This is a genomic window from Streptomyces sp. NBC_00859 (genome assembly GCF_045161865.1).
GTDB lineage: Bacteria > Actinomycetota > Actinomycetes > Streptomycetales > Streptomycetaceae > Streptomyces.
Genome location: NZ_CP108826.1, coordinates 3,694,993 through 3,719,332 on the forward strand (window position 1 = coordinate 3,694,993; position 24,340 = coordinate 3,719,332).

The window sequence follows — 24,340 nt, forward strand, 5'->3', positions numbered from 1 at the left end:
TTACGTCAGCCCTCGTCCGGGCCACCGCTGTCCTCGTCCGGCGCCTCGTCCTTGGCCTGCGCGCCCGGCTGGGGCTCGGCCACCGCGACCCGCGCGGGACGGATGGTGCGCTCGCCGAACCGGTACCCCGGCTGCAGGATCGCCACGCACGTGTCCTCGGTGATGTCGGGCGCGTACGAGTGCATCAGGGCCTCGTGGATCGTCGGGTCGAAGGGCTCGCCCTCCTTGCCGAACTGCTGGAGGCCCATCTTGGCCGCGACCGTCTCCAGCGATTCGGCCACCGACTTGAAGCCGCCGACCAGCTCGCCGTGCTCCCGGGCGCGACCGATGTCGTCGAGGGTCGGAAGGAGCTCGGACAGGAGGGTCGCGACAGCGACCTCCTTGACCTGAACCCGGTCCCGCTCCACCCGGCGACGGTAGTTCTGGTACTCCGCCTGGAGCCGCTGGAGGTCCCCGGTGCGCTCGCTGAGCGCGGTGCGGACCTGGTCCAGCTGGGCGGTGACTGCTGTGTCCTGAGCGTTCTGACTGCTCTGTGCGTCCCCGGCCGGGGCCGCCGGCTCCGACTCCTTCTCGGAGTCGGGCTCGGCGGCCTTCGGCGCGGCGTCTTCGGAGGTCGCGCCGGAGGGGACGTCGGGCTCCTCCTCGAAGCCCGGAGTCTCCTCCGTCATGCGGCGCCTCCCTGACGGCCGTCCTTCTCGTCGTCCACGATCTCGGCGTCGACCACGTCGTCAGGGGCCTCGGTGGCCTGCTCGGTGCCCTCGGCGCCCGGCGCGCCACCGGCGGCAGCAGCGCCGTCGGCGTTCGCGTACATCGCCTGGCCGAGCTTCTGCGAGACGGCGGCTACCTTCTCGGTGGCCGTGCGGATCTCGGCGGTGTCCTCACCCTTGAGCTTCTCCTTCAGCTCGGTGAGGGCCTCCTCGACCTCGGTCTTGACGTCGCCCGGGACCTTCTCCTCGTTGTCCTTGAGGAACTTCTCGGTCTGGTAGACGAGCTGCTCGCCCTGGTTGCGCGACTCGGCGGCCTCGCGGCGCTTGTGGTCCTCGTCCGCGTACTGCTCGGCCTCTTCGCGCATCCGGTTGACCTCGTCCTTCGGCAGCGAGGAGCCACCGGTGACGGTCATCTTCTGCTCCTTGCCGGTGCCCAGGTCCTTGGCAGCGACGTGCATGATGCCGTTGGCGTCGATGTCGAAGGCGACCTCGATCTGCGGCACACCGCGCGGGGCGGGCGGCAGACCGGTCAGCTCGAACATTCCGAGCTTCTTGTTGTACGCCGCGATCTCGCGCTCGCCCTGGTAGACCTGGATCTGCACGGACGGCTGGTTGTCCTCGGCCGTCGTGAAGATCTCGGAACGCTTGGTCGGGATCGTGGTGTTGCGCTCGATGAGCTTCGTCATGATCCCTCCCTTGGTCTCGATACCGAGGGACAGCGGCGTCACGTCGAGGAGCAGGACGTCCTTGACCTCGCCCTTGAGGACACCGGCCTGGAGCGAGGCGCCGATCGCGACGACCTCGTCCGGGTTCACACCCTTGTTGGCGTCCTGACCGCCGGTGAGCTCCTTGACGAGCTCGGCGACGGCCGGCATACGGGTCGAGCCGCCGACGAGAACGACGTGGTCGATCTCGGAGAGCTGGATGCCCGCGTCCTTGATGACGTTGTGGAAGGGGCTCTTGCAGCGGTCCAGCAGGTCGGTGGTGAGCTGCTGGAACTGCGAGCGGGTGAGCTTCTCGTCCAGGTGCAGCGGGCCCTCGGCCGACGCCGTGATGTACGGCAGGTTGATCGTGGTCTCCGTCGAGGACGACAGCTCGATCTTCGCCTTCTCCGCGGCCTCGCGGAGACGCTGGAGAGCCATCTTGTCCTTGGCGAGGTCCACGCCGTGGCCGTTGGCGAACTGCTTCACCAGGTAGTCGACGACGCGCTGGTCCCAGTCGTCACCACCGAGGTGGTTGTCACCGTTGGTGGCCTTGACCTCGACGACGCCGTCACCGATCTCCAGGAGCGACACGTCGAAGGTGCCGCCACCGAGGTCGAAGACGAGGATCGTCTGGTCGTCCTTGTCGAGCCCGTACGCCAGCGCGGCGGCCGTCGGCTCGTTGACGATGCGCAGGACGTTCAGGCCCGCGATCTCGCCGGCCTCCTTCGTCGCCTGGCGCTCGGAGTCGTTGAAGTACGCCGGGACGGTGATCACCGCGTCGGTGACCTTCTCCCCCAGGTACGACTCGGCGTCACGCTTCAGCTTCTGCAGGATGAAGGCGCTCATCTGCTGCGGGTTGAAGCTCTTGCCGTCCAGGTCGATCTTCCAGTCGGTGCCCATGTGGCGCTTGACCGACCGGATGGTCCTGTCGACGTTCGTGACTGCCTGGCGCTTGGCGACCTCGCCGACGAGCACCTCGCCGTTCTTGGCGAAGGCGACGACGGACGGCGTGGTCCTGGCGCCTTCGGCGTTGGTGATGACGGTGGGCTCGCCGCCTTCGAGAACGCTGACGACGGAATTAGTCGTGCCCAGGTCGATGCCGACCGCACGTGCCATGGTGAATCCTCCAGCTGACTTGAGTGGAACTGGCTCAAGAGTGCACGACAGATCCTGCGGCGTCAACCGACATGAGTCGAGCCCACTCAACTTTTATCCCGACCTTATGCGCAATGCAGCAAAAGCACTGGTGGGAGCAGGTGTCACTGGGCAGGGCCAGGGCCGCAGCACCGGAACGGTATGCGATACACGCCACAGATGAGCGTATCGCCCGAAACACCCCATTGCTCTGCATGTTTTCCTACTAATGCGGATTACGGAGCGGCACGTACGGCTCCGGCCGACCCGGAGGGCGGCCCGCCCGCACCGTGTGCCCGTGACTTTGATCGTCATCCGTTACTGGCGGTCCGCTGCGGCGTTGAACGACACGTCGGACCGTGAATCGCTGCGGCCGAACCTGAATGTTCCCGTTCCACTGTTCCAAGGAGAACGCAATGTCGCGTATCGCGAAGGCCGCTGCCGTACTCGCGGGCACCGGCGCCGTCCTGGCCGGCTCCGCCGGTCTGGCCGCCGCCGACGCCGGGGCCCACGCTGCCGCTGTCGGCTCGCCCGGTGTCATCTCCGGCAACGAGGTCCAGGTCCCGGTCCACATCCCGGTGAACCTCTGCGGCAACACCGTCGACGTCGTCGGTCTGCTGAACCCGGCGTTCGGCAACACCTGCGTCAACGCCGACCAGCACCACTCCCACGGCGGCTACGGCGACGACGGCTACGGCAACTGAGAGACCGGCCCGCCGGTCGGACAGAGCTGAAACAGCGGGAGGCAGCGCCTCCCGCGGCCTGCGGCCCATCCCCCTCACCGGGGATGGGCCGCAGGTGTGTCCGGTGGCGCCCGCGCCGTGTCTCAGGCGTACCGGTAGAGGGAAGCGTGGCTCAGCAGCGAGGAAGGCTTGTCACCCCACGGCGCCATCGGCTCGTTGAGACTGAAGACCCGGCCGCTCTGCGGGTCGTCGTCGGCCAGCTTCCCGACCGGGACGAACCCGGAGTGCGGATGCGCCTTCTGCCAGCGGTCCCACACCAGGTCGCAGAAGGAGTGGTGCAGCCAGAAGACCGGGTCGTTGGGCGAGGTCGCGCTGTTCATCGCGCCGCCCACCCAGCGGTGCACCAGGTTGTGATTGCGCCAGGTCGGGCCGCCACCGACGGACCAGCCCTCGAAGGTGTTGCGGAAGCCCTTCGGCACGGTGGAATCCCATGGGGCCGCGTCGTAGAGCGGCTCCTCCACCGCGCGCGCCAGATCGGCCCGCGTGGGCAGCGGCACGGGCCGGGCCGGGCGGCCGAAGTCGCGTGTGAGGAACCTGTTGACGGTCACACCGACCGTCACGTCCCAGTTCCCCGTGCGGTACGCGAAGGGGCCCGTCATCACCTGGTGGTCCGAGCTCCGGCCGTTGCCGCCCAGGAAGTCGTCGCCCCAGGGCCCGGTTTCCTGCGTGTTGTCCACCGTCCAGTCCCAGTAGGGCACGGTGACACCGGGGGCGACCGCCTGGAGGGCACGCTCGAACTCCAGCAGGAAGCGCCGGTGCCAGGGGAAGAACGTGGGCGCCATGTGGGCGACCCGCTTCCCCGGCGACCCGTCGGGCACGTAGTACGCACCGTGCGTCCGGACGAAGTCGTCGTACCGGCCCGAGCGTTTGACCTCCAGGACGGCGGAGACGAACCGGGCCTTCTCGGCCGCGGTGAGGTCCTTCTGGTTCTTGCGGGTGTACACGGGTCAGGGCCTCCCCGGTCAGAGCTGCTGCATGGATGTCAACGACAGCTGGGCCGTGCCCAGTTCATCGACCGCACCACGCGCCACCGCAAGCGGCGACGGGTACGACTCGTAGTGGTCGACCATGCTGAGGTAACTGCCGTCGGCCCGCCGCATGATGTGCAGGGGCCTGCCGTCGACGGTCACCTCGGTGGAGTCGTCCACCGTGCCGCCCCGGATGCGCCGGCCCCGGTACATCTCGTCGAAGACGTCCCGCAGTTCCTGCGGCGGTCCGGGCGACAGGATGCCCTTGCCGTCATCGCCGTCGCGGCCGCCCGCCCGCACGATCGGGGACAGCGCCCCGGCGGTGCCGCCGGCCACACCCACCGCGAACACCGCCCGCAGCACACCACGGCGGGACGGCTTCCCCGGGCGGGCCGCCCACTTTGCCGGGGCCTTCCTGTCCGTGCCGCGCGTGGACGCTCTCATCTGGTTCCCTCCGGTTCACCCCGCCGAGCGGCGTGCCCCGCCGCGCGTGACGCACGCCGGGCCCCGCCTCGTCGTTGACAACGACGGCACGACGAAACAGTTCTTCAGACAAGTGACCGCACCGCCGCGCCGACCAGCCGCTCCGGCTCACTCCGCCGGCCCCGGAGCGGCGGCCGTTCGGCCGTACGGGGGGAATGTCACGCTCCGGAGCGGGAACTTGCCCGCGCACCCCGGTACGGGCGGACGGGGCCCCTGCCGATGCGCCACGATGACCGCCTGACCAGGGCCGTTCGGCCCGGGGGGAGGACATCGGCAGATGAGGGTCCCTGCACAGCCGGCCGCGCGGCGCACGGTCCATCCACCCGAAGCCGATCTCGCGGACCCGTTGTTCTGGCAACTGCCGCGCGGGGCGCGGCTGGACGCCTTCGCCGCGCTCAGGAAGCTCGAATCACCCGCGTACTTCACGGAGCGCCCCGCCACCCGGCGCCGGCCCGAGCAGGGGTTCTACGCGCTGGTCGGCCACGCCGACGTGGTGCGGGCGAGCCGGCTGCCCCAGGTGTTCGCCAGCGCCCCCGGCGTCACCACACCGGAGCCCGCCCGCTGGGTCAGGTTCCTGTTCGGTGAGTCCATGGTCAACATGGACGCCCCGCACCACACCCAGCTGCGCCGGGTGGTCTCCCGGGCCTTCACACCACGGCTGCTCGCCGAGGCCGACGAGGACATCCGCCGCGTCGCCGGGCGCGTCGTGGACGACATGATCGCGCAACGGCCCGGCGACTTCGTGGCGTCGGTGGCTTCCCGGATGCCGTTCGAGGTCATCTGCAATCTCATGGGCATCCCGGAGCACTACCGCGCGGAGATCGCGGGCCGCGTCGACCACGCGTCGGAGAACGCGGGCGTGAAGCGCGGCATCGGCGCCCGGCTGCGCGACCCGGGGCGCGGGCTGCGGGCGCTGGCCCGGATGCACCTGATGATGGCAGCGCTGGGCCGCGAGCGGCGCCGGCGGCCCACCGGCGACCTGATCTCCGCGCTGGTACGGGCCGACGTCGACGGGCAGGGGCTCGGCGCCCGCAGCCTCGGCTCGTTCTTCTCGCTGCTGATGGTGGCCGGGGTCGAGACCACCCGGAACGCGATCACCCACGCGCTGACCCTGCTGACCGAGAACCCTGACCAACGCGCCCTGCTGGCTTCGGACTTCGACCGTTACGCGGACGGCGCGGTCGACGAGGTCGTACGGCACTCGACGCCGATCATCCAGTTCCGCAGGACAGTGCGGACGGAGTACGCGCTGGGCGGACACCTCTTCCGGCCCGGTGACAAGGTCGTCCTGTACTACGCGTCGGCCAACCGCGACGAGAGGGTCTTCTCCGACCCGGACGCCTTCGACATCACCCGCAGCCCCAACCCGCATCTGGGGTACGGCGGCGGCGGCCCGCACTTCTGCCTGGGCTCGCACCTGGCCCGCCAGGAGATCAAGGCGCTCTTCCGCGAGCTGCTGGGCCGCCCGCTGGCGCTGCGCGCGGTGGGTCTCCCGGACCTGGCCGGGTCGAACTTCGACAACCGGGTGCGGGCGCTGCGGTTCGCCTTCGACCCGCCGGCCCCCTGACGGCCGGAGCACGGCAACGGTGGTGTGGGGCCGGGGGCGCGCCCCCGGCCCCACACGCTCAGCCGCCGGACGGAGGCGTCACTTCCGCAGCTGGGTGACCGGCAGCAGGCAGTGCGCCGACGTGGCGAGCACGGCCTCGTCGCCGACGAAGGCGCCGAGGATCTCCGCGGTCACGGGCCTGCCCGGCACGGCGTCGGGCCATGGCCTGCTCGCGAACATGAAGTGCACCTGGCTCCGCTCGGCCACGGCCTGGAGCCACTCGGGCGGGACCGGGCACTGGGCGCTCAGATACGGCATGTTGACGGCCGCCTGGCCGCCCTCGACGAGCAGCCTGACCGGGAAGCCGGGCCGGGAACCGTCGGCCAGGGAGCTGCCCAGCGGAAGGCCGAGCTCGTTGAAGAGCGTGCGCAGGGCGGCCTCGCCCGCGGGGGCGCCGTCCTTGCCGTCACCGAGTGAATAGGCCAGCAGATAGGGCGTGTTGTGGGTTTCGGGGTCGCCGGACCAGGCGAGCACGGAGAGCGTGCCCAACTGGTCGCGCTGGACACTGCTTGTGCCGGTTTGGGATGCGGTCATGGCTCGGCACCCTAGTGGCGGGTGAGGGTGCCCGCGGCGGCCGTTCACCCGGATGGCTGAACGGCGGACCGCAAAGCCATCAGTCGGGGCACCCGGCCGCCAAACCGGACTGCCCAGAACCGGGAGGGTCCTGGGCAGCCCGCAGGGAAACGTTCACTCCCATGCGACATCGTGATCAACGACGGCGCGGTGAATTCGTTACTGCCGGGGTCGCTTCGGGGGTTTACTGCCGGGGAAGGACGCGTCCGGGCGGCCCCTACCGCCCTCCCGGCAGTGCCACCGCCGGCTCCTGCGTGGCGGTGCTGCCGCCCGTGGCACCCAGCCTGCGCCGTACGCCGCGGACCAGCCGTCCCGCGGTGAAGCCGGCACCGTGCACGAAGCGCATCGAAGGTCCGAAGGACGGCGCGGCCAGGAGCCCCGCGAAGAAGAGGCCGGGGTGGGACGACTCGAACCCGGCGCTCAGCTCGGGCGAGCCCCCGGCGCCCACCGTGGCCAGCGAGCGCAGCAGCCGCTCGTCGAGCAGCCCGGCATGCCCGAGCCGGCCGAGTCCGGGGGTGAAGCCGGTGGCGGCGATCACGTGGTCGGTCTCGACGGTACGGGTGCCGTGCCTGCCTGCCGGGTCGCCGGCCGCGGTGAGCACGAGCCGGACCCGGCCGCCCGTGACGGTGGCCGTGCGCATCTCGTACCCCAGCTCCACAGGCACCTGCCGCTCGAACCGGTCCCGCAGCCACCAGGCACCGGCGGGGCCCAGCGCGTTCCGCGCGATACGGTCCCGGGTGCTTCCCGGCAGCCGCCTTACGAGACCGGGGGCCTCCGACCAGACCCAGCTCCTCCAACCCGTGCCGAGCCCGCTGTGCGGCTCGCGGAGCGAGCGGAGCGGGCCCCTGCGCAGCGGCTGGGGTGTGGTGTTCCAGTCGATGTGGCCGGCGCGTGCGAGCAGCCGGGGCCGCGCGCCGTTCTCGGCGAGCAGCGTCGCGGTCTCCAGCGCCGCCTGCCCGGCGCCGACGACGGTGACGTCCTGGCCGCGGAAGCGGTTCAGGTCCTGGTGACCGCTGCTGTGCGAGCAGCGGTCAGCGGGCAGGGACCGCAGGGGGGCCGGGATGTTGACGAACGGCAGGACGCCGACCGCGAGCGCCACCGTGCGGCTGCGGAAGGGTGCGTCGCCGGCCGTCTCGACGAGGAGGCCTGCGGAGTCCGGCCGTACCCGGGTGACGGTCAGTTCCTCGACGGGCGGGACCGCACGGCCGGCGAACCAGAGACCGTAGTCGGTGAAGGTGCCGATGGGCAGCGGGCTGCCGTGGCCGGTGCGCAGACCGCGGGAGGCGCAGAACGCGCCGAGGGTGTGGCTGCCGCCGGGGTCGGAGAGGTTCGAGGACCAGGGTTCAGACTTGAGGAACATGCCCTGCGGCATGTGGTCGCGCCATGAGGCCATGGGCCTGCCGAGTACCCGGGTGCGCAGCCCGGCGGATGCGGCGTGCGCCGCGACGGACAGCCCGTACGGGCCGGCTCCGATGACTGTCAGGTCGTACATGGTGCGGTCCTCTCTCGTCGTCATCGTCGTGCTGGAGCGTTGTCGGGCCGCGGGGCGGAACTGCCGTCGGGGGAGGCCCGGGTGGCGGGGACGCCGCCCGCGCACCCCGCCGCCGGCGGGTCAGCAGGGGCCGGGGACGGCCGGCGCAGCAGCCCGGCGCCCCTGCGCAGCGCCCGGCCGCACCAGACGGCGCCCATGGCGAGGAAGGGGCGGATGTCGTCCCGCGCGAACCAGGCGCCCTCGGCCCCGTCGCGGACCCGCCCGCCCGCGCCCCGCGAGCGCTCCAGCGGCCACGGCCTGCCGCCGGAGGCCAGAACCGAGAGCAGCGTGTAGTTCTCGGCGACGAAGGTCCGGCCCCACCGGGCGGCGGACGGCGGTACGGGGCGGCCCGTCAGGTCCAGGTACTGCGCCCGTACGACGTCGAGCCCGGTCCGGTCGGTGAAGAGGCGGAACTGCGCCCCGGGGCGCGGGTTGAAGTCCAGCAGGTGGAAGCCACCGGTCGACGGGTCACGGCGGAAGTCGAGGTCGAGGATGCCGCGGTAGCCGACATGGGCCGCGAGGCGGTGGGCCGCGCGCTCCACCTCCGGGTTCGGCAGCCAGCGGCCCACGGCGGTCAGGCCCGTACGGAGCGGCCAGGAGAGCACCTTGTGTCCCGTACCGCCCATCAGGCAGCCGCCGCGGCCGGCGAAGTAGCCGTGGAAGAACCAGTCGTTGTCGGGGCCGTACGGCAGATACCGCTGGAGCAGCAGCCGGCTCCCCGCGGTCCCGCGCCGCTCGTACAGGCGCAGCGCCTCGGCCGCCGTGTGCACCAGGGTCGTGCTGCGCAGGTCCAGGCCGCCGGGCAGCAGCCAGGGCCTGCTCCACTTCGCGACCATCGGCAGCCCCAGCTGCCGGGCGGCGGCGGCCGCTTCCGCACCGCTGCGGGGGACCACCGTCGCCGGGTGGGGGATACCCAGCTCCGCGCAGAGCGCGGCGAGTTCGGCCTTGTCGGCGAGGCGGCCCGGCAGTCCGGCGGGCTGCTCGGGCAGCAGGTAGTGCCCGCTGAGGCGCGGGGCGAGCTGGGCGATGTGGATGGCGCTGACGTCGTCCATCGCGATCAGTACGGCGGGCCGGCCGATGCGTTCGGAGACACGGAGCAGCGTCCGGTGGAGGTGGTCCCGGGTCACGTGGCCGGGGGGAACGGTGTGGGCGGCGTGCAGGTGGCGGGAGCGGGTGACCGGGCTGCTCGCCGATTCGACCAGGGCGTGCACCTCGATCCCCGCCCGGCCCAGCGACCTGACGGCGCCGAGAGTGCCGTGGTGCAGCGGGTTCCGGTCGAGCCGGACGAGCAGGGCGGGTGCCGGGGACCCGGCGTCGGGTGGTGGCTTCACGTCACGTCTTTCACCTGGATGGAGCTGACTGGGGGTCATATACGCACCGATGGCCCAGCGCAGCGCGCCCGGCCGACTCATCGGGGGGACCGTTTGACCAATGACTCATGAGTCCGCTGATTCCGTCACCTGAACGAGGAGAGGCCCATGCCGAACCCACGCCGCCGGCTGAGGGGCATCTGTATCGCGGCCGTGGCCACCGGCCTTCTCGTCTCCGGAGCAGGGGGCGCGCAGGGCGCGCTCGCGCCCGCGCCGGCCCCCACCGGCCCCGTGGGCGCCGAGCCCCCGGCACCCGCCCCGGCCGGTCCCACGGCACCGAAGCCCTCCGTCCCCGCCGGCGCCGCGACACCGAAGCCCTCCGCTCCCGCGACGCCGAAGCCCGCCGCCCCGGCGGTGGGCGCGTACCTGGACTACGGGCCGAAGGGCGTCGCACGTATGGCCGACCTCTCGCACTGGCTGGGCGGTGCGGACGTGCGGGTGGGGCACACGTACCTGCCGGGTGACGTGTGGTCGAACATCGAGGGCCGGCCCGACTTCCTGGAGAGCTGGGCGAAGTGGCGGCGGGCCGAGTCCGACCGGATGTTCGTGCTCAACGTGCCCATGCAGCAGCACAACGAGGACCATGTGTCCGACGACGACGTCCGGGGCCTCATCGGCCAGGGTGCACGGGGTGACTTCGACGACCACTACCGCAAGCTGGCCACCCGGCTGGTGAAGCTGGGGATCCCCGACACGGTGATCGTGCTGGGCTGGGAGATGAACGGGACGACCTACACCCAGCGCTGCGGCCCCGACCCGCAGGGCTGGAAGACGTACTGGAACCGCGTCGTCGCCGCGATGCGTTCCGTTCCCGGCCAGAAGTTCAAGTTCGACTTCACGCCCAACCGCGGCCCGGACGACGTGCCCTGGACGCAGTGCTACCCGGGCGACGACACGGTGGACATCGTGGGGATGGACTCCTACGACCAGCCGCCGGGCGACACCTTCGAGGACCAGGTGAAGGGTGCGTACGGGCTCCAGGCCCAGGTCGACTTCGCCGCCGCGCACAAGAAGCAGATCTCCTACCCGGAGTGGGGGCTCTTCAGGAACGGCGACGACACCGACTACATGCGCGGGATGCTGGCCTGGTTCGACGCGCACAAGCCGCTCTACCAGACCATCACGGACTACTGCCCGCACGGTGTGTGGCAGTGCGACGAGAACCCCGAGGCGTCGAAGATCTTCCGGACCACGGTGGCCGGGGAGGCCCAGCCGGAGCCGGGCACGCACCCCAGCACGGAGCCGACGCCGAGCCGGCCGCCGGTGCAGCCGCCCACCGAGCCGAACGGCCAGAAGCAGTGGTGCGTCCCGGTCGACCTGGGCGACTGGGCGAGCCCCTGGTTCAAGCCCCGGAAGATCTGTGTGTCCCTGCCGACCGACTGACGGGACGCAGGGCGGACCGGCCGGCCGGGCGGTCCCGGCCGGCGGGGGGTGGCCGGTCACCGGTCGCCGTCCGCCTGCCGGCCGCTGAGCCTGGCACGCCACTGGCGCGCCACGAGCCCGATGGAGCGCGCCGCGCCGGCCGCCAGGTCACGGGCCGCCAGCTGGGCCGCGTACAGGTTCAGCACCGGGGTGAGCGCGGTCGGCGCGAGCAGCAGCCGCTGGTTGACGACGACGGCCGGGCGCCAGTGGCTCTTGTACGGTTCGGTGCCCCGCAGCAGGCTGATGACGGTCCGCCCGCTCTCCGCGGCGTGCCGGGCGTCGCGGCGCAGCAGCATCGTCGCCACGTCGACCTTCTTCGTACGGAGCTGCGGATCGGCGCCGTACAGATAGCCGCCGCTGAGGTGAGCGGACTGGAGCGTCACATTGGCGGCGACCACCGCGCCGTCCAGCCGGTACTCGGTGAGCGCGGCATCACCGTCCCTGACCATGCGCTGGGTCGCGCGGGTCAGATGTTCGGCGAACCGGGGCCTGAGGTGCTCGGGTGTGACACCGCGCCCGCGCCACTGCAGCTCGTGCAGCCGCAGCAGCTCCTGGATGGTGCAGGGCACTTCGTGCTCGGCGACGGTGTGCTCCTCGATCCGCAGCGCGTCGAGCTTGCGCAGTTTGGCCCGGACCCGCTGGGCCCGCGACGAGGCGAGCCTCTTCACCAGCTGGTCGATGGGCTCGGCGGGCAGTTCGAGACAGACCGAGTCGTCGAGCCTGCGCCGTACGCCGGGCCAGCTGTCGAAGAGCTGCTCGGCCGCGGCTCCCGGACGTACCTCGCGCAGGTCGATCAGCGCGTGCCGGGACGCCCTGCGCAGCCCCTCGGCCAGGGCGGTGAGCGTGCCGGGCGGCTGCGAACCGTCGATGAGGATGTCCGAGAAGTCGGAGATACCGCCGCCCAGCGGGACGAGCAGCGGCAGCGGCCGGTGGACGAGCATCAGCGGGGCTGCCCCGACGAGCCGTTCGCCGCGCCGTACGAGCACCACCCGCAGCCGCCCCGGTGTGCCGTACGAGAGCCACCAGGAGTGCAGCCAGGAATGGCTCTGGAACGGGGTGGCGGTGGCGCAGCCGCGGTGCAGCGCCGCCCACTGGGTCTCCAGCGCGGCGAACTGCCGTTCGTCGCGGCACAGCGTCACGGACAGGCCTGCCCCCGTCCCGGCCTCAGCCCCGGCGATCCGGGTACCGGTCCCGGCGGCCACCGCCATCAGACGTGTTCCTTCTGCTGGGCGGGCTCGGCGAGCACGTCGGATCCGGTGGCCTGGGCGGGCGCCGGGACCGCCGTGCCCGCGCTCCACTGCTTGCGGCGCGGGCGCACCAGCAGCGCGAGCGCTCCGGCGAGGCCGCCCGCACAGCCGCCGACGGCGATGCTGACCGGCGTCGAGGGGGAGACGGCGGACGAGGGAGCGACGGCCTTCGCGAACAGGACCAGCCGGACCCCGGTGTTGTCCGCCGCGCCGTTGCCGCTGGCGGTGAGCGCACCGGCCACCGCGTTGGCGATGTCGGCCGCTTTGCCGGCGCCCGTGGCGGTGCCGGTGACCCCGATCATCGGGGACTCGGGCGAGGTCTCGGTACGGACGTGCCGGCCCAGCGTCCGCGCCGGGACGCCCGCTGCGGACTGTGCGGCGGCGAGCGTGGAGGTGCTGGTGGAGATACGTCCGTACGCCTGGGCGAAACCGAGGGCGATGGCGGGGTCGGCGCCCTTGGCGGGCGCCGCGACGACATAGCTGGTCGCGGTGTACTCGGGCGCTGCGAGCGCACCGTACGACGCACCGCCGACGATGCCGGCGACGGCGCACACCGGCAGTGGCCACCAGAGCGGCAGCGCGGCGAAGCGGCGGCGCACGGCGCGTCCGACGGTGAGCGCCCGGGGGGCGGCGCGGTGGTCCTGGCGGGGGGAATCAGGCATGGGTCTCACTTCTTCGTCGATGTCATGGAGATGTCGCACAGCCACTGGTCGCTGAGGGCTGGTCCCGGATGGGGCTTGCGGGGGTCACGGGACGGGGGTCACCGTCGTGGGCCGAACGGGCGGACGGACGGGGCGGTCCGCGAGGACCCGTGTGTACACGTCGAAAAGGCCGGCGGCGCTGCGCGCGATGTCGTAGCGGCCGACCACCGGCGGAGGCGCCAGCCGCCGCGCCCCCAGGTCCAGTTGGTGACGGAGCGCCGCCTCGATCGCCCCGGCGCCGCCCGGCAGCCGCACCGCACCGGGCACCGCGCCGGGCGGCAGGTCGTCGAGCGCCGGGCAGGCGGCGTGCAGGACCGGGAGCCCGGCGGCCAGCGCCTCGACCACGGCGAGCCCGAACGACTCCTCGCCGGACGCGGAGACGAAGACGTCCACGGCGTCCAGGACGGCGGGGACGGTCGGCCCGGGGTGCGGTCCGTCGGGCAGCGCGTCGCACTCGCCGAGCAGGTGGACGCGGTCCCCGGCCCCGAGCCGGCGGGCGAGGTCCCGCAGCGCTTCCCGCTCGGGCCCGTCCCCGGCCAGCAGCAGCCGGACGCCCGGCAGCGCGGCGACCGCACGTACCAGCAGGTCGAAGCGCTTGCCCGGCACCAGTCTGCCGACGCCGCCCACCACGAACGCACCGGCCGGGACGGACAGCAGGGCCCGGGTGGCGGCCCGGACCTGCGGGTCGTGCCGGAACCGCTCCCCGTCGACGCCGTTCGGCACCACATGGATGCGCCGCGCCGGGACGCCCCAGGCACGCAGCCGGTCGGCGACGGTGTCGGACACCGCGACCGTCGCGGTGCCCAGCCGCTCGGTCCGCAGATACAGGGCACGGGTGGACCGGGTGAGCGGGCGGCCCTCGATGTACCGCTCCCCCAGCGAGTGTTCGGTGGCGACGACGGTGCGGACCCCGGCCAGCCGCGCGGCGATCCTGCCGTACACGCAGGCGCGGTAGAGGTGGGTGTGGACCAGGTCGTACCGGCCGCGCCGGATCAGCCGGGCCAGCCGCGGGAGCGCGGTGACGTCGCGGTTGCCGCGCATCCCCAGGTGCGTGACGGAGACCCCGTCGGCGTGCAGGCCGTCGGCGACCGGGCCCGGGTTCGTGAGGGTGACCACGTCGCAGTCGGCGGGCAACCGGCGCAGCAGAAGCCGCAGTTGCTGCTCCGCGCCACCGACGCCGAGCCCGGTGATGATGTGCAGGACCCTCACCGGCCGCCTCCGGGCGCCAGCTGCCGCAGCCGGTGCAGCGCCCGCTTCGTCCCCAGGCGCAGACCGCGGTCCGCGTGGCTGATGTGGGTGCGGGGCAGTGCGTGAACACCGGCGAGCCGGCCGGGGCCGATGGCGCAGCCGTAGCCGTAACCGGCGTCGCGCACCGCGTCGACGGCCCGCCGGTCGATGGTGCCGTACGGGTAGCAGAAGCCCTCCGGAGCTGCCCCGGTGATCCGGCGGAGGAGTTCGCGGCTCCCCCGGGTCTCCTCACGCAGCTCGTCGTCGTCCGTCCCGGTGAGGTCCTGGTGGTACAGGCCGTGCGAGCCGATCTCCATGCCCGCGTCGGCGGCGGCCCGGATGCCGTCCTCGGTCAGGAGCGGTTTGCGCGGGCCGAGCGCGTCCCAGGCGTTCTCGCCGCCCGGCCTGCCGGGCAGGACGAACAGGGTCGCCGTGCACCCGTGCCGCTTCAGGAGGGGCAGCGCCCGGTCCGTGAAGTCCCGGTAGCCGTCGTCGAAGGTCAGGCCGACGAGCCCCCGGCCGCGCCCTTCGGCACGGGCCCGCAGCAGGGCGCCGACACCGACGCCTGTCAGCCCGCGGCGCTCCAGCCAGCGCAGCTGCTGTTCGAGCCGCTCGGGGGCGACGGTGATGCCGTACGGGTCGTCGGTGGGGTCGGCCACCGAGTGGTACATCAGGATCCACGGGTGGGTACGGGACCGGGGTGCGGGCGGGGCGGTGTCGCGGGACACCGTGTCAGCTGACATGACGGAACCTTTGCTTGGTGAGGTCGAGCAGGCCGACGACTTCGGGGGCGCGCAGCGCGAGTGCCGCGGCGCCGAACACACCGGGCACCAGCAGGCAGCCGGTGATCAGGCTCGGCAGCGCGCCGGGGATCAGGGGTGCGGCCAGCAGGCCGGCCGCACCGGCGGCGACGGCCGCGGCGGACAGCCTGGCGAGCGTCACCGCGACGCCCCGCACATGGATGGAGACGACGCGCGAGCCGAGGCCCCGGAGCAGGAGCCCGGCGGTGACGGTGATCCCCAGGGCGTTGGACGCGGCGATGCCGTACACCCCCCAGGGGCCGACCGCGAGCACACCGGCGACCGCGTTGACGAGGAGCCCCGCCGCCATCGCGGCGGCCGGGAACCAGGTGGGGCGCACCGCCGAGAAGAACGGCCTCCCCAGGGCCCCGACCAGGCACTGCCCGAGCAGCCCGAGGGCGTACACCCGCATGATGGACGCGGTGGTCGCCGTGTCGTGCGGTCCGAACGCGCCGCGCTGGAAGAGGACTTCGATGATCTGCGGGGCGTAGGCGACGACGACCGCCGTGCCGGTCAGCACCATGAAGGCGGCCAGCGCCAGATCGCGCTCGACCCGGCGCCGCGCCTGGTCCCCGTCGCCGTCGGCGACGGCCTTCGCGACCACCGGGAAGGTGACCGTGCAGATCATCAGCGACAGCATCATCGGGACCTGGGCGACCTTCTGCGCGTAGTTCAGGTGCGAGATCGCCCCGGCGGGCAGCGAGGCGGCCAGGAACCGCTCGATGAGGACCTGCGACTGACGGCAGACGGTGAAGATGACGACGGGCGCAAGTACCCCGATGCCCAGCAGCGCGGGCCGCACGGTACGGGCCGCGCCACCGGGGAGCAGGGCCCCCGTACCGGCCGGTCGTGCGGCAAGATGCCGTACAAAGGCGGGCAGTTGGGCCAGCACCATCAGCACGCTGCCCACGGCGACCCCGGCCGCCGCGGCCCGCACCCCCCACAGGGAGTGCAGCACCAGCATGGTGACGATGATGCCGACGTTGTACGCCACGTAGATCGCGGCGGGCGGCAGATAGCTGCGGTGCGCCCGCAGTGCCGCGCTGAGATAGCCGGTGACACCGAAGAAGAACACCGTCAGAGCCGTCAACCGGGTGCATTCCACGGCCACTTGTGGCTCGGCGAGACCGGGCGCGAGGAGATCCACGATCACCGGGGCGCCCAGGACGAGTCCCCCGGTGACACAGCCGAGCAGGACGAGGAGCCGCGGCAGGGTGGCGGAGATCAGGCCCCGTACGGGGTCCGGTTGCTCCCCCGCGGCGCGCCTGGCCATGGCGTGGCTGAAGGCCGGTACGAGGACCAGCGCCATCGCGTCCTCGATGAGCAGCGTGGAAGCCATCTCCGGCACGGTCCAGGAGATGAGGAACGCGTCGCTGTCGCTGCCCGCGCCGAAGAGGTGCGCGATGCTCTGGTCCCGGACCAGACCGAGCACGGAACCGGCGATGGTCAGCGCGGCGGTGACGGCGGCGGCCCTGGCGAGCACCTTGCCGAGCCGTGGCGGTGTCTGCGGGCCCGGCGGCGCGTGGACCGCGGCCGGCGGTGCGGGCACGGGCGTCCGCGCGGTGGCGCGCGGGCCGGCACCGGTGGTCGTCTCGTTCATACGGTGCCCGGCGCCCGTACGCCGCCCGGGACAGCCGCACCCGGCGGCACCGGACCGGCCAGCGCCCACCAGGCGATGAGGCCGAAGACGATGCCGGTCAATGCGGTGGAGGGGCCGCCGATGTCCGCGTACAGGAAGTCGACCGACTGCCAGAGCGCCAGACCCACCGCCACGAGACCGCAGTCGGCGGCCGCTCCGCGCGCTCTCCGCGCCCCGTACAGCCGGCGCGCCCCGCCGGCCAGCAGCGCCGCCCAGCTGCCGGCCAGCGCGGTGATGCCGATGAGGCCCTGTTCGCTGAGGACCAGCAGATACATGTTGTGCGGGGAGAGCAGGGGCTGGCGCTGGTAGGCGTGGCCCGCGCCCGCCGTGTCCGAACCGGACGAGAGCCCCAGCGACGCGTGTCCGTCGCGGTACGCGGGGAAGCCCTTGAGGCCGACGCCCGTCGCGGGCTCCTCGCGCCACATGCTGACCGCGGCGGCCCACATCGTGTACCGGTCGGTGACCGACTGGTCGGGCGCCGCGGCGACCTGGGTGATCGAGCCGATCCGGTCGGTGATCAGCTGCGAGCCGACCCCGAAGCCGCCCACGAGCACCACCGCCACGGCGACCGCGGCCGCCAGGGTGCGCACCGCCGTGCGCAATCCGGCGAGCAGGACGACGGCCGCCACCGCGACCGCCGTGGCGATCCACGAGCCGCGGCTGAAGGAGAACGCGAGAGGCACCACGAGCGCCACCACGGCGCCGAGCGCCGCAGGGCGCACCCAGCGGGGCGCGCCGGGTGGCGGGCGCAGGGCGAGGCCGGTCGCGACGACCATCCCGAACGCCACGATGGTGGCCATCCCCATGACGTCGGTGGGGCCGAAGGTGCCGACGGCCCTGATGTCGGAGCCCATGTAGGAGGCGCCGGTGCGGGTCACGTACTGCCAGACCCCGAACCCGCCCTGGACCAGGGCGAGTACGACGAATGATCCGGCCACGAGACGGAAGTCCCGGGCGTCCCTGAGCAGCAGCACGACAGCCGCCGGCACCAGTACGAACACCTGGAGGTAGCGGACGAACCCGGGGAGCGCGGCGGCCGGGTCGGCGGCGGTCATGGTCGCGACGGCGAGCCCGGCGGCCGGGACGCCCAGCACGAGCGCGGCGGCCGGGCTCAGCGGGCGCGATCCGCTCCGCAGCAGCCGTACCGCGCAGAACAGCACCAGGAACGCCGAAGCGACGTCCGCGACAGAGATGTTGGTGGAGGTGCTGGACCCGTTCCCGTACTCGAAGGGGACGGCGAGCAGCAGCACCGGCGCTGCCGCGGGCAGTACCGGCCACCAGTGGGTGAGGCGGCCGGAGAGCCGCCGGCCGGGCCGTTCGGTACGCGGCCGGGGGAGCGCCGGGGCCGGGGTGAGGACCGTCACGGTCAGCTGCCCCCCATCCTGAAGAGGGAGCCCGCGGTCCTGACGAGGATGCAGATGTCCTGCCAGAGCGACCAGCTGTCGATGTAGTGGTTGTCGAAGCGGGCGCGGTCCTCGATGGAGGTATCGCCGCGCAACCCGCTGATCTGGGCGAGCCCGGTGATCCCGACGGGCATCCGGTGTCTGGACCGGTAGCCGGGGTGGCTGCCGGAGAACTTCGTGACGAAGTAGGGGCGTTCGGGGCGCGGGCCCACCAGGCTCATGTCGCCGCGCACCACGTTCCACAGCTGCGGCAGCTCGTCGAGCGAGGTCCGGCGCAGCAGGCTGCCGACACCGCTCATCCGGCGGTCCATGGCGACACTCCACCGGGTCGCCGACTCGTGGTCGTCGGCCGGGCGCAGCGTGCGGAACTTGAGCAGTGTGAAGGCCCGTCCGTCCATGCCGATCCGCTCCTGCCTGAAGAGGACACCCGGCCCGTCGGAGATCCGTACGGCCAGGGCGCACAGCCCCATCACGGGCGCTGCCGCGAGCAGTGCCAGGCAGGCGAGCGAGGTGTCCAGGACGCGCTTGCCCCGACGGCTCGCACGGTGGCCGGAGGCGGCCAGCGGCCGCACGGCGAACCCCCACAGGTGGTCCGCCGAGACCCGCCGGTGCTCGGTCCCCGCGGTGTCGACGAGCCACATGTGCACGCCGTGTCCGCCGAGCAGCTGGACGAGCGAGGGGTCGTCGGCGCCCGCCCTGCCGTGGCCGACGAACAGCGCGTGGCGGACGGTGGTCTGGATGACGGCGCGGCGGATGTCCTCGTGGGCCGCCAGCACGGGCAGGGCCGGATTCCCGTCCACCGCGCCGGGCCCGGCCGCCTCGGCCGTGCCGCCGGCCCCGGTCTCCACCAGGCCCACCGGGCGCATGCCGTAAGCCGGGTGCGCGTAGAGCGCGGCGCTGATCTGCTGGGCGGTGGATCCACCGCCGACGATCAGTGTCGAGCGGCAGTGCCGGGCAGCCGAGAGGCGCAGCAGCTGGTGGACCGCGCCGCGGACCGTGCATCCGATGAGGGTCTGCGCGGCGACCGCGGTGGCCAGCACCGTCCAGTCCAGGACACGCCATGGCCCGACAGCGGCGAGGCACGCGGCGGCCGCGCACCACAGGACCAGCGCATGGCCGAGCAGCGCGGGCAGTTCGAGCAGCGCCGACGGGGACAGGCGCCGCCGGTAGAGGCCGCCGCGGACGTGCAGGGACAGGTGCAGCACCAGCAGTGGTACGAGGACCAGCGGCGCCAGACGCAGCCCCGGCACCAGTGCGCTGGTTGCGGCCAGGGCGAGGGTGTCGCCTGCGACAAGTGGCGCTGCGGCGCGGCCCCGCCGCAGCCGTACCTGCCGCGCCGGACCGGGGCGCGGGCCGTCCGCGCTGCGCGGCGGGTGGATCGCGGGCACCGGCCGCTGCACGGCCGTGGCCGGGCCACCGCCGCCCGCCCGGGGAGCATGTGCGCTGTCCGTCGTCATCGGCTGATGTGCTCCCTCTTCGTGGAATGTGGCGGACCCGGCAGCACCGGCAGACCTCGCGGGCCGACGAGCCGCCGGTACAGCTCCGAGACCGCGGTGGCCGTGTGCCGCACATCGAAATTCGTGCGGGCGTGAGCTTCGGCCTCGCGGCCCAGACGGTCCCGCAGGGGGGCGTCGGCGAGCAGCTTCCCGACCGCGCGGGCCAGCGCGTGCGGGTCGTCCGGCGGCACGAGGCCGTGCCGTTCGTGGCCCGGCGGCAGGCTCTCGCGGGCGCCGTTCACGTCGGATACGACGACGGGCCGCCCGCAGGCCATCGCTTCGAGCGGGGCCAGGGCCATGCCCTCCCAGCGGGACGGCAGGACGACGAGGTCGGCGGCGCGCAGCCAGCCGCGCGGCCCGTCGACCGCTCCGGTGAACAGCACGCCGGGCGGTGCGGTGCGGGTCAGCAGTTCACGGTCGGGGCCGTCCCCGACCAGGACGAGGCGGGCTCCGGGAACCGCACGGAGGATCTCGGGCCAGGCGCGCAGCAGGACGTCCTGGCCTTTCTGCGGGCAGAGCCGGCCGACGCAGACGACGACCGGGCCGGGGCCCGGGGGTGCTGCTCCGGCATCCGGTCCGGGGTCCGCGGCTGCGTCGGCGCTGAACTCGCCGAGGTCGACGCCGTTGCGGATCACCGCCCACCTGGCGGCGATTCCCGCCGCTTCACCGGCCCGCCGTTCGGCCTCACTGACACAGAGGACCCGCTCGGCCCACCGGGCCGCGTACCGCTCCCAGGCCAGCGCGAGGCGGGCGGTCCCGCCGCCGACCGCATCGAACGACCAGGCGTGCGGCTGGAAGACCGTCGGTACCCGCCCGCGCACAGCGAGCCGCGCGGCCAGTCCGGCCTTGGAGCTGTGCGCGTGGACCACATCGGGGCGGGCCGCGCGGATGAGCCGGGCGGCGGCAGCGGTCTCGGCGGCCAGACCGGGGCCCGGCGACCGGCCGGCCCGCCAGGGAAGGACATCGGCGCCGGACCCGGCGAGCGCCGACGCCAGACCGGCCCCGGGCGGGCAGGCCACAACTGCTCTGATCCCTTCGGCGACTTGGGCCCGCACCATATCGGTGACCACGCGGGCGACTCCGCCTTCCACGGGCTGCACGAGGTGAAATACCGTCAGCCGGTGCGGGGAGGAATTACTTTCTGGCAGCACGTGTGCGGCTCTCGTAGTACGTGGCCCGGAGATCGGTTTCCCCGGGGTGCGCGGAGCGGAGGGCTCAGCGCCTCGAATCCGTCTGCACGAAGAGCGCGCCGAGAAAATACCCGCGGCTTTCGGCGGAGAAGTGGAAGTTCAGGCTGTCCGCACCGCGGGAGAGTGCGGGCTTGAGGTCGAAGACGTCGGAGTCGTATCCGAGAGTGTTCGCATAGGCGGGTTCCCGCGCGGTGACGGAACGGCCGAAGTCCGAGATGGTGGAATTCATTACGTTGTCCGCGGGGTTGGCCGCGTCACTGACGGCGCGGGCCCGCCGGCCGCCGGCCGCGACGGTCAGCGCGTCGCCCCGTACCGTGCGGTCCCCGTCGTAGGCGACCACGCCCGCCCGGCCCGAAGCGCCCGCCGGGACCGCGAGGCCCCTGAGCTTCACGGACTCCTGCGCGCGGGCGGCGCCGACGGGCTGGAAGCCGTCCCAGACGGACAGGTCCCGCCGGGGCTGACGGGCGTTCTCGTAGGCGACGACCAGGGTCCAGCCGCCCCACGCGCCCACCGCGGAACGGCCCTTGGCGACATTGATCTGCGCCACGGTGTACGCGCCGGACCCGCTGCCGCGTACCAGCCGGGTGACGTCGGCCGAAGCCTGGAAGGCATCACTGCCGTCGGCGGTACGGTGCGCGATCCGGGTGTCGGCCCGCAGCGCCTTGTACGCGCCACCCGGTTCGGCGATGAGCACCCGCCCGTTGTCCCGCGGCGGCTTCTGCTCACCGACCCGGAGGTTGCCGCCCCAGTAGAGCCGGGCGTAGCTGACGCGTGAACGGGCGGGCAGCACCAGTCGCGCACGGCTGGAGTTGTAGGTGTTGGGGTCCTTGTCCACATCGGTGTACAGCATCGAGAAGTCGCTGTTGGCACCCTGCCCGCCCCGCTGGACCCGCGCGCACGGGCGGGCCGCGGACGCGGGCGCGGGCGCACAGGTGATGGCCGAGTTGGCGGCCCTGACGATGCCGCCGTGCTGCACGGCGTGGTAACGCCGGGTGAAGGAAATGGTGGCCCGTTCACCGGCTTTCTCCCTCACGGAGTCGCGCGCGGGTGCGCGTGGCGCGGAGACCGCGGGCGCCGAGAGAAGGGTGCTGGAAAGCACCACACATGACAATACGCCCAGAACATACGGCACAGCGGGACCCGTTGTTTTTCGCATGACTGGCTCTCCCGTTTCGACAAAAAGCGACCAAGCGGACCAAGCAGGAGTGCACTTTGTCAGAAACCGGGGTGGAAATCATGCCGGAACGCCCGCATACCGCCGGACGGCGGAGCAGCCGAATACCGTGAATTCCCCTGCAGCGCACGGGAATAGGCAGGAAGGCAATCCCCAAAGGTCCCCAACGGGTGACGGCGCGTACCTCGCCGGGTGAGCTTTCGTTAAACGCGGGTGGAAATTCGGGGCGGGCAGCCGGGCGCGGTGAAGGCGGGTACCCGGGCACGGTGAGGAAGCCCCGGCCGGTGAACGCCCCACCCGCCGGCCCCGCCCCCGCCCACCCGCCGGGCGTCGGGGAGGGGCCGCGACGGCAGGGCGCACCCCGCGCGCAGGGGGCTCACTCCAACGGGCCGCCGCACTCGTGCGCTACGGCAATCGAGTGAAGGGGCGGAACCAAACTCGGCCCGCGGAGTTGATCAGGGTGCTCCACTTCCGGGCAAAAATGCAGAAAAGGGACCACAGTGATCAAGAAGATTCTGGCCACCGCAGCCGTCACCGCTTCGATCGTCGGCGCCGGCGCGACCCTGGCCCCGCAGGCCATGGCCATCGGCAACGACGGCGGCACCACCTCCGCCAGCGGCAACGGCGCCGAGCAGGCCTTCGGCAACTCCTCCGCCCACGGCAACCAGAGCCCGCAGCTCAGCCTGGTCCAGGGCTCGCTGAACAAGCCCTGCCTCGGTGTCCCGGTCAAGGCCAACGTCGGCTCCCTCGTCGGCCTGGTCCCGATCGCCGTCCAGGACATCCCGGTCCTGTCCTCGCCGCAGAACCAGCAGTGCACCGAGAACTCGACCCAGGCCAAGGGCGACGAGGCTCTGTCGCACATCCTGGACAACATCCCGGTCCTCTCGGGCAACGGTGCGGCGAACCGCGGCTGATCACCTCGCTCCTCCCACGTGGCCGCCGCAGACAGGACGTTGCGGCGGCCACGCGTGTGTCCGCACCGTGCTGCGGTCCGGGCCGCCTTCCGTGCCGCCCTCCGCGGCGCCCTCCGCGGCGCCTTCCGGGCCGCCTTCCGGGCTGAGCCGCGCGCCGGGCTGCGTGCCGGGCTGAGCCGCGCGCCGGGCTGCGTGCCGGGTTCCGGGCACACCCCCGCTGCGTTCCGCGTCCCCGCGGGAACCATTCGGGTCGACTTGCCGCCGGACGGCCGCAGCGGAGTTTCCCCGGGGCGCACCGGTCGTTAGCCGTCCTGTCAGTGGTGCTCACGAACAGGCAACTGGGCACGCGCCGCGATGGTCGTGGATGCGGGAGACACCGCTGCGGGAAGGCTCGACATGAAGTTCAAGAAGGCTGCTGTTCTCGCCGCCGGCGTCATGATGGCCCTGGGTGCCGCTGCGCCCGCCATGGCGGACGCGGGCGCGGAGGGTGCGGCCATCGGCTCGCCCGGCGTCCTCTCCGGCAACGTCATCCAGGTGCCGATCAGCATTCCGGTGAACCTGTGCGGCAACAGCATCAACGTCATCGCTCTGCTGAACCCGGCGTTCGGCAACACCTGCGTCAACAAGTGACGTACGGCTCTCCCGCAAGGGCGAGCCGTTGAAGCGGCCCCGTCGAGGATCCCGGTCCTCGGCGGGGCCGCTTTCCGTGCGGGGGCGGACGCCAGGGGGCCAGGGCACGGAAACGTTCGCCGTTCCCGGGGTTTCTCCGGCGGAAAGAGATCGTTAGCCATGGTGACGGCGGCGCACCGGCACCCTCCGGACGGTGCCTCGGCGCGAGATTCGTGGCTGTGAACAGCGCCGCTGGAGAAAGGTGTCCGACATGAAGTACGCAAAGGCCGCAGCGCTCGTCGCCGGTTCCATGATGGCGATCGGCGCGGGCGCGGCCGCGGCCACCCCCGCGTTCGCGGCGGAGGGTCCGGCCATGCCGCCCATGAGCCTCAACGGCGGGCTCGGCCAGGCCGCGGAGGCGCTGTCACAGGGCGCGGCGGTGCCGGTCACCGGGGTCGCGGAGACCGCGGACAGCGTGGTGTCGGGCAAGGGCGACGCGCCCGAGAAGGTCATGGGACTCGTCGGCCAGGCCACCCCGATGCTGGGCGGCGTCCAGCTGGGCAGCCAGTAGCGGCCGACGGCTCCGGGCGGCCCCTGAGCGGCCCCGGACCGTCCCGCGGCGGGGGCTTGCCGGACGGACCGCACAGCCCGGCTCCGCGCCCGGCAATCGGCCGCGACGCGAAAGTGGCGGTACCCGCA

General features: G+C 72.8%; 22 protein-coding genes. 6 read left to right on the forward strand and 16 right to left on the reverse strand.

The window, feature by feature from the left end; translation table 11 throughout:
• Nucleotides 1-5: 5 nt before the first annotated feature.
• Together grpE and dnaK are read right to left on the reverse strand one after the other, a co-directional pair.
• Entirely contained in the window at nucleotides 6-668 is a 663-nt protein-coding gene (gene grpE, locus OG584_RS15870; protein WP_405778484.1) for a nucleotide exchange factor GrpE, read from the reverse strand.
• A complete protein-coding gene (dnaK, locus tag OG584_RS15875; RefSeq protein ID WP_405778485.1) occupies nucleotides 665-2,527 on the reverse strand; it encodes a molecular chaperone DnaK in 1,863 nt (620 codons plus the stop codon). Before dnaK ends, grpE begins: the two co-directional genes overlap by 4 nt.
• 434 nt (nucleotides 2,528-2,961) lie before the next feature.
• Here dnaK and OG584_RS15880 point away from each other — a divergent pair, with 434 nt between their 5' ends.
• On the forward strand, nucleotides 2,962-3,249 hold the full coding sequence (locus OG584_RS15880) for a chaplin (protein ID WP_405778486.1): 288 nt from the start codon (nucleotides 2,962-2,964) through the stop codon (nucleotides 3,247-3,249).
• 122 nt (nucleotides 3,250-3,371) lie between these two features.
• Here OG584_RS15880 and OG584_RS15885 read toward each other — a convergent pair whose 3' ends face one another.
• Nucleotides 3,372-4,232, reverse strand: a complete 861-nt coding sequence (locus tag OG584_RS15885; RefSeq protein WP_405778487.1) for a tyrosinase family protein — start codon at nucleotides 4,230-4,232, stop codon at nucleotides 3,372-3,374.
• Between the two features lie 18 nt (nucleotides 4,233-4,250).
• Complete coding sequence (locus OG584_RS15890) at nucleotides 4,251-4,700, reverse strand: tyrosinase family oxidase copper chaperone (protein ID WP_405778488.1); 450 nt, start codon at nucleotides 4,698-4,700, stop codon at nucleotides 4,251-4,253.
• Between the two features lie 316 nt (nucleotides 4,701-5,016).
• Here OG584_RS15890 and OG584_RS15895 point away from each other — a divergent pair, with 316 nt between their 5' ends.
• Nucleotides 5,017-6,306: a cytochrome P450 gene (locus OG584_RS15895; RefSeq protein WP_405778489.1), complete on the forward strand. Its 1,290-nt coding sequence runs from the start codon at nucleotides 5,017-5,019 to the stop codon at nucleotides 6,304-6,306.
• A gap of 78 nt (nucleotides 6,307-6,384) precedes the next feature.
• Here the strand turns inward: OG584_RS15895 and OG584_RS15900 are convergent, their stop codons facing one another.
• The 3 genes from OG584_RS15900 to OG584_RS15910 form a co-directional block, all read right to left on the reverse strand.
• Entirely contained in the window at nucleotides 6,385-6,879 is a 495-nt protein-coding gene (locus OG584_RS15900) for a DUF5949 family protein (RefSeq protein WP_405778490.1), read from the reverse strand.
• A 256-nt stretch (nucleotides 6,880-7,135) separates the two neighbouring features.
• A complete protein-coding gene (locus OG584_RS15905; protein ID WP_405784096.1) occupies nucleotides 7,136-8,410 on the reverse strand; it encodes an NAD(P)-binding domain-containing protein in 1,275 nt (424 codons plus the stop codon).
• A gap of 20 nt (nucleotides 8,411-8,430) precedes the next feature.
• On the reverse strand, nucleotides 8,431-9,780 hold the full coding sequence (locus tag OG584_RS15910; RefSeq protein WP_405778491.1) for an ATP-grasp domain-containing protein: 1,350 nt from the start codon (nucleotides 9,778-9,780) through the stop codon (nucleotides 8,431-8,433).
• 147 nt (nucleotides 9,781-9,927) lie between these two features.
• Here OG584_RS15910 and OG584_RS15915 point away from each other — a divergent pair, with 147 nt between their 5' ends.
• Entirely contained in the window at nucleotides 9,928-11,202 is a 1,275-nt protein-coding gene (locus OG584_RS15915; RefSeq protein ID WP_405778492.1) for a glycoside hydrolase family 26 protein, read from the forward strand.
• Between the two features lie 56 nt (nucleotides 11,203-11,258).
• Here the strand turns inward: OG584_RS15915 and OG584_RS15920 are convergent, their stop codons facing one another.
• The 9 genes from OG584_RS15920 to OG584_RS15960 all read right to left on the reverse strand — a co-directional run bounded on the left by OG584_RS15920 (nucleotide 11,259) and on the right by OG584_RS15960 (nucleotide 22,100).
• Entirely contained in the window at nucleotides 11,259-12,449 is a 1,191-nt protein-coding gene (locus tag OG584_RS15920) for a GNAT family N-acetyltransferase (RefSeq protein WP_405778493.1), read from the reverse strand.
• Nucleotides 12,449-13,150, reverse strand: coding sequence for a lipopolysaccharide biosynthesis protein (locus tag OG584_RS15925; RefSeq protein WP_405778494.1), 702 nt, complete (start codon nucleotides 13,148-13,150; stop codon nucleotides 12,449-12,451). Before OG584_RS15925 ends, OG584_RS15920 begins: the two co-directional genes overlap by 1 nt.
• A gap of 84 nt (nucleotides 13,151-13,234) precedes the next feature.
• Nucleotides 13,235-14,398, reverse strand: a complete 1,164-nt coding sequence (locus OG584_RS15930; RefSeq protein WP_405778495.1) for a glycosyltransferase — start codon at nucleotides 14,396-14,398, stop codon at nucleotides 13,235-13,237.
• Nucleotides 14,395-15,159 carry a polysaccharide deacetylase family protein gene (locus tag OG584_RS15935; protein ID WP_405778496.1) on the reverse strand — a complete coding sequence of 255 codons (765 nt, stop codon included), beginning with the start codon at nucleotides 15,157-15,159 and terminating at the stop codon, nucleotides 14,395-14,397. Before OG584_RS15935 ends, OG584_RS15930 begins: the two co-directional genes overlap by 4 nt.
• Nucleotides 15,149-16,816, reverse strand: coding sequence for a murein biosynthesis integral membrane protein MurJ (murJ, locus tag OG584_RS15940; protein ID WP_405778497.1), 1,668 nt, complete (start codon nucleotides 16,814-16,816; stop codon nucleotides 15,149-15,151). The genes OG584_RS15935 and murJ overlap by 11 nt, the downstream gene beginning before the upstream one ends.
• Complete coding sequence (locus OG584_RS15945) at nucleotides 16,813-18,225, reverse strand: O-antigen ligase family protein (protein ID WP_405784098.1); 1,413 nt, start codon at nucleotides 18,223-18,225, stop codon at nucleotides 16,813-16,815. The genes murJ and OG584_RS15945 overlap by 4 nt, the downstream gene beginning before the upstream one ends.
• On the reverse strand, nucleotides 18,222-19,715 hold the full coding sequence (locus OG584_RS15950) for an exopolysaccharide biosynthesis polyprenyl glycosylphosphotransferase (RefSeq protein ID WP_405778498.1): 1,494 nt from the start codon (nucleotides 19,713-19,715) through the stop codon (nucleotides 18,222-18,224). Before OG584_RS15950 ends, OG584_RS15945 begins: the two co-directional genes overlap by 4 nt.
• A complete protein-coding gene (locus OG584_RS15955; protein ID WP_405778499.1) occupies nucleotides 19,712-20,824 on the reverse strand; it encodes a glycosyltransferase family 4 protein in 1,113 nt (370 codons plus the stop codon). The genes OG584_RS15950 and OG584_RS15955 overlap by 4 nt, the downstream gene beginning before the upstream one ends.
• 145 nt (nucleotides 20,825-20,969) lie before the next feature.
• A complete protein-coding gene (locus tag OG584_RS15960) occupies nucleotides 20,970-22,100 on the reverse strand; it encodes a DUF3344 domain-containing protein (protein WP_405778500.1) in 1,131 nt (376 codons plus the stop codon).
• Nucleotides 22,101-22,618: 518 nt separating this feature from the next.
• On the opposite strand from OG584_RS15960, the gene OG584_RS15965 reads away from it, so the two are divergent.
• From OG584_RS15965 to OG584_RS15975, 3 genes are all read left to right on the forward strand, one after another.
• Nucleotides 22,619-23,032 (forward strand): rodlin, encoded by a 414-nt coding sequence (locus OG584_RS15965; protein WP_405778501.1) that lies wholly within the window; start codon nucleotides 22,619-22,621, stop codon nucleotides 23,030-23,032.
• Nucleotides 23,033-23,428: 396 nt separating this feature from the next.
• Nucleotides 23,429-23,662 carry a chaplin gene (locus OG584_RS15970; protein WP_405778502.1) on the forward strand — a complete coding sequence of 78 codons (234 nt, stop codon included), beginning with the start codon at nucleotides 23,429-23,431 and terminating at the stop codon, nucleotides 23,660-23,662.
• A 250-nt stretch (nucleotides 23,663-23,912) separates the two neighbouring features.
• A complete protein-coding gene (locus OG584_RS15975; protein ID WP_405778503.1) occupies nucleotides 23,913-24,212 on the forward strand; it encodes a hypothetical protein in 300 nt (99 codons plus the stop codon).
• Nucleotides 24,213-24,340 lie beyond the last annotated feature (128 nt).

Coding starts and splice junctions, on each gene's coding strand:
- grpE (WP_405778484.1), bottom strand. CDS start 668: ATGACGGAGGAGACTCCGGGCTTCGAGGAGGAGCCCGACGTCCCCTCC.
- dnaK (WP_405778485.1), bottom strand. CDS start 2,527: ATGGCACGTGCGGTCGGCATCGACCTGGGCACGACTAATTCCGTCGTC.
- OG584_RS15880 (WP_405778486.1), top strand. CDS start 2,962: ATGTCGCGTATCGCGAAGGCCGCTGCCGTACTCGCGGGCACCGGCGCC.
- OG584_RS15890 (WP_405778488.1), bottom strand. CDS start 4,700: ATGAGAGCGTCCACGCGCGGCACGGACAGGAAGGCCCCGGCAAAGTGG.
- OG584_RS15895 (WP_405778489.1), top strand. CDS start 5,017: ATGAGGGTCCCTGCACAGCCGGCCGCGCGGCGCACGGTCCATCCACCC.
- OG584_RS15900 (WP_405778490.1), bottom strand. CDS start 6,879: ATGACCGCATCCCAAACCGGCACAAGCAGTGTCCAGCGCGACCAGTTG.
- OG584_RS15905 (WP_405784096.1), bottom strand. CDS start 8,410: ATGTACGACCTGACAGTCATCGGAGCCGGCCCGTACGGGCTGTCCGTC.
- OG584_RS15915 (WP_405778492.1), top strand. CDS start 9,928: ATGCCGAACCCACGCCGCCGGCTGAGGGGCATCTGTATCGCGGCCGTG.
- OG584_RS15920 (WP_405778493.1), bottom strand. CDS start 12,449: ATGGCGGTGGCCGCCGGGACCGGTACCCGGATCGCCGGGGCTGAGGCC.
- OG584_RS15925 (WP_405778494.1), bottom strand. CDS start 13,150: ATGCCTGATTCCCCCCGCCAGGACCACCGCGCCGCCCCCCGGGCGCTC.
- OG584_RS15935 (WP_405778496.1), bottom strand. CDS start 15,159: ATGTCAGCTGACACGGTGTCCCGCGACACCGCCCCGCCCGCACCCCGG.
- murJ (WP_405778497.1), bottom strand. CDS start 16,816: ATGAACGAGACGACCACCGGTGCCGGCCCGCGCGCCACCGCGCGGACG.
- OG584_RS15950 (WP_405778498.1), bottom strand. CDS start 19,715: ATGACGACGGACAGCGCACATGCTCCCCGGGCGGGCGGCGGTGGCCCG.
- OG584_RS15960 (WP_405778500.1), bottom strand. CDS start 22,100: ATGCGAAAAACAACGGGTCCCGCTGTGCCGTATGTTCTGGGCGTATTG.
- OG584_RS15970 (WP_405778502.1), top strand. CDS start 23,429: ATGAAGTTCAAGAAGGCTGCTGTTCTCGCCGCCGGCGTCATGATGGCC.
- OG584_RS15975 (WP_405778503.1), top strand. CDS start 23,913: ATGAAGTACGCAAAGGCCGCAGCGCTCGTCGCCGGTTCCATGATGGCG.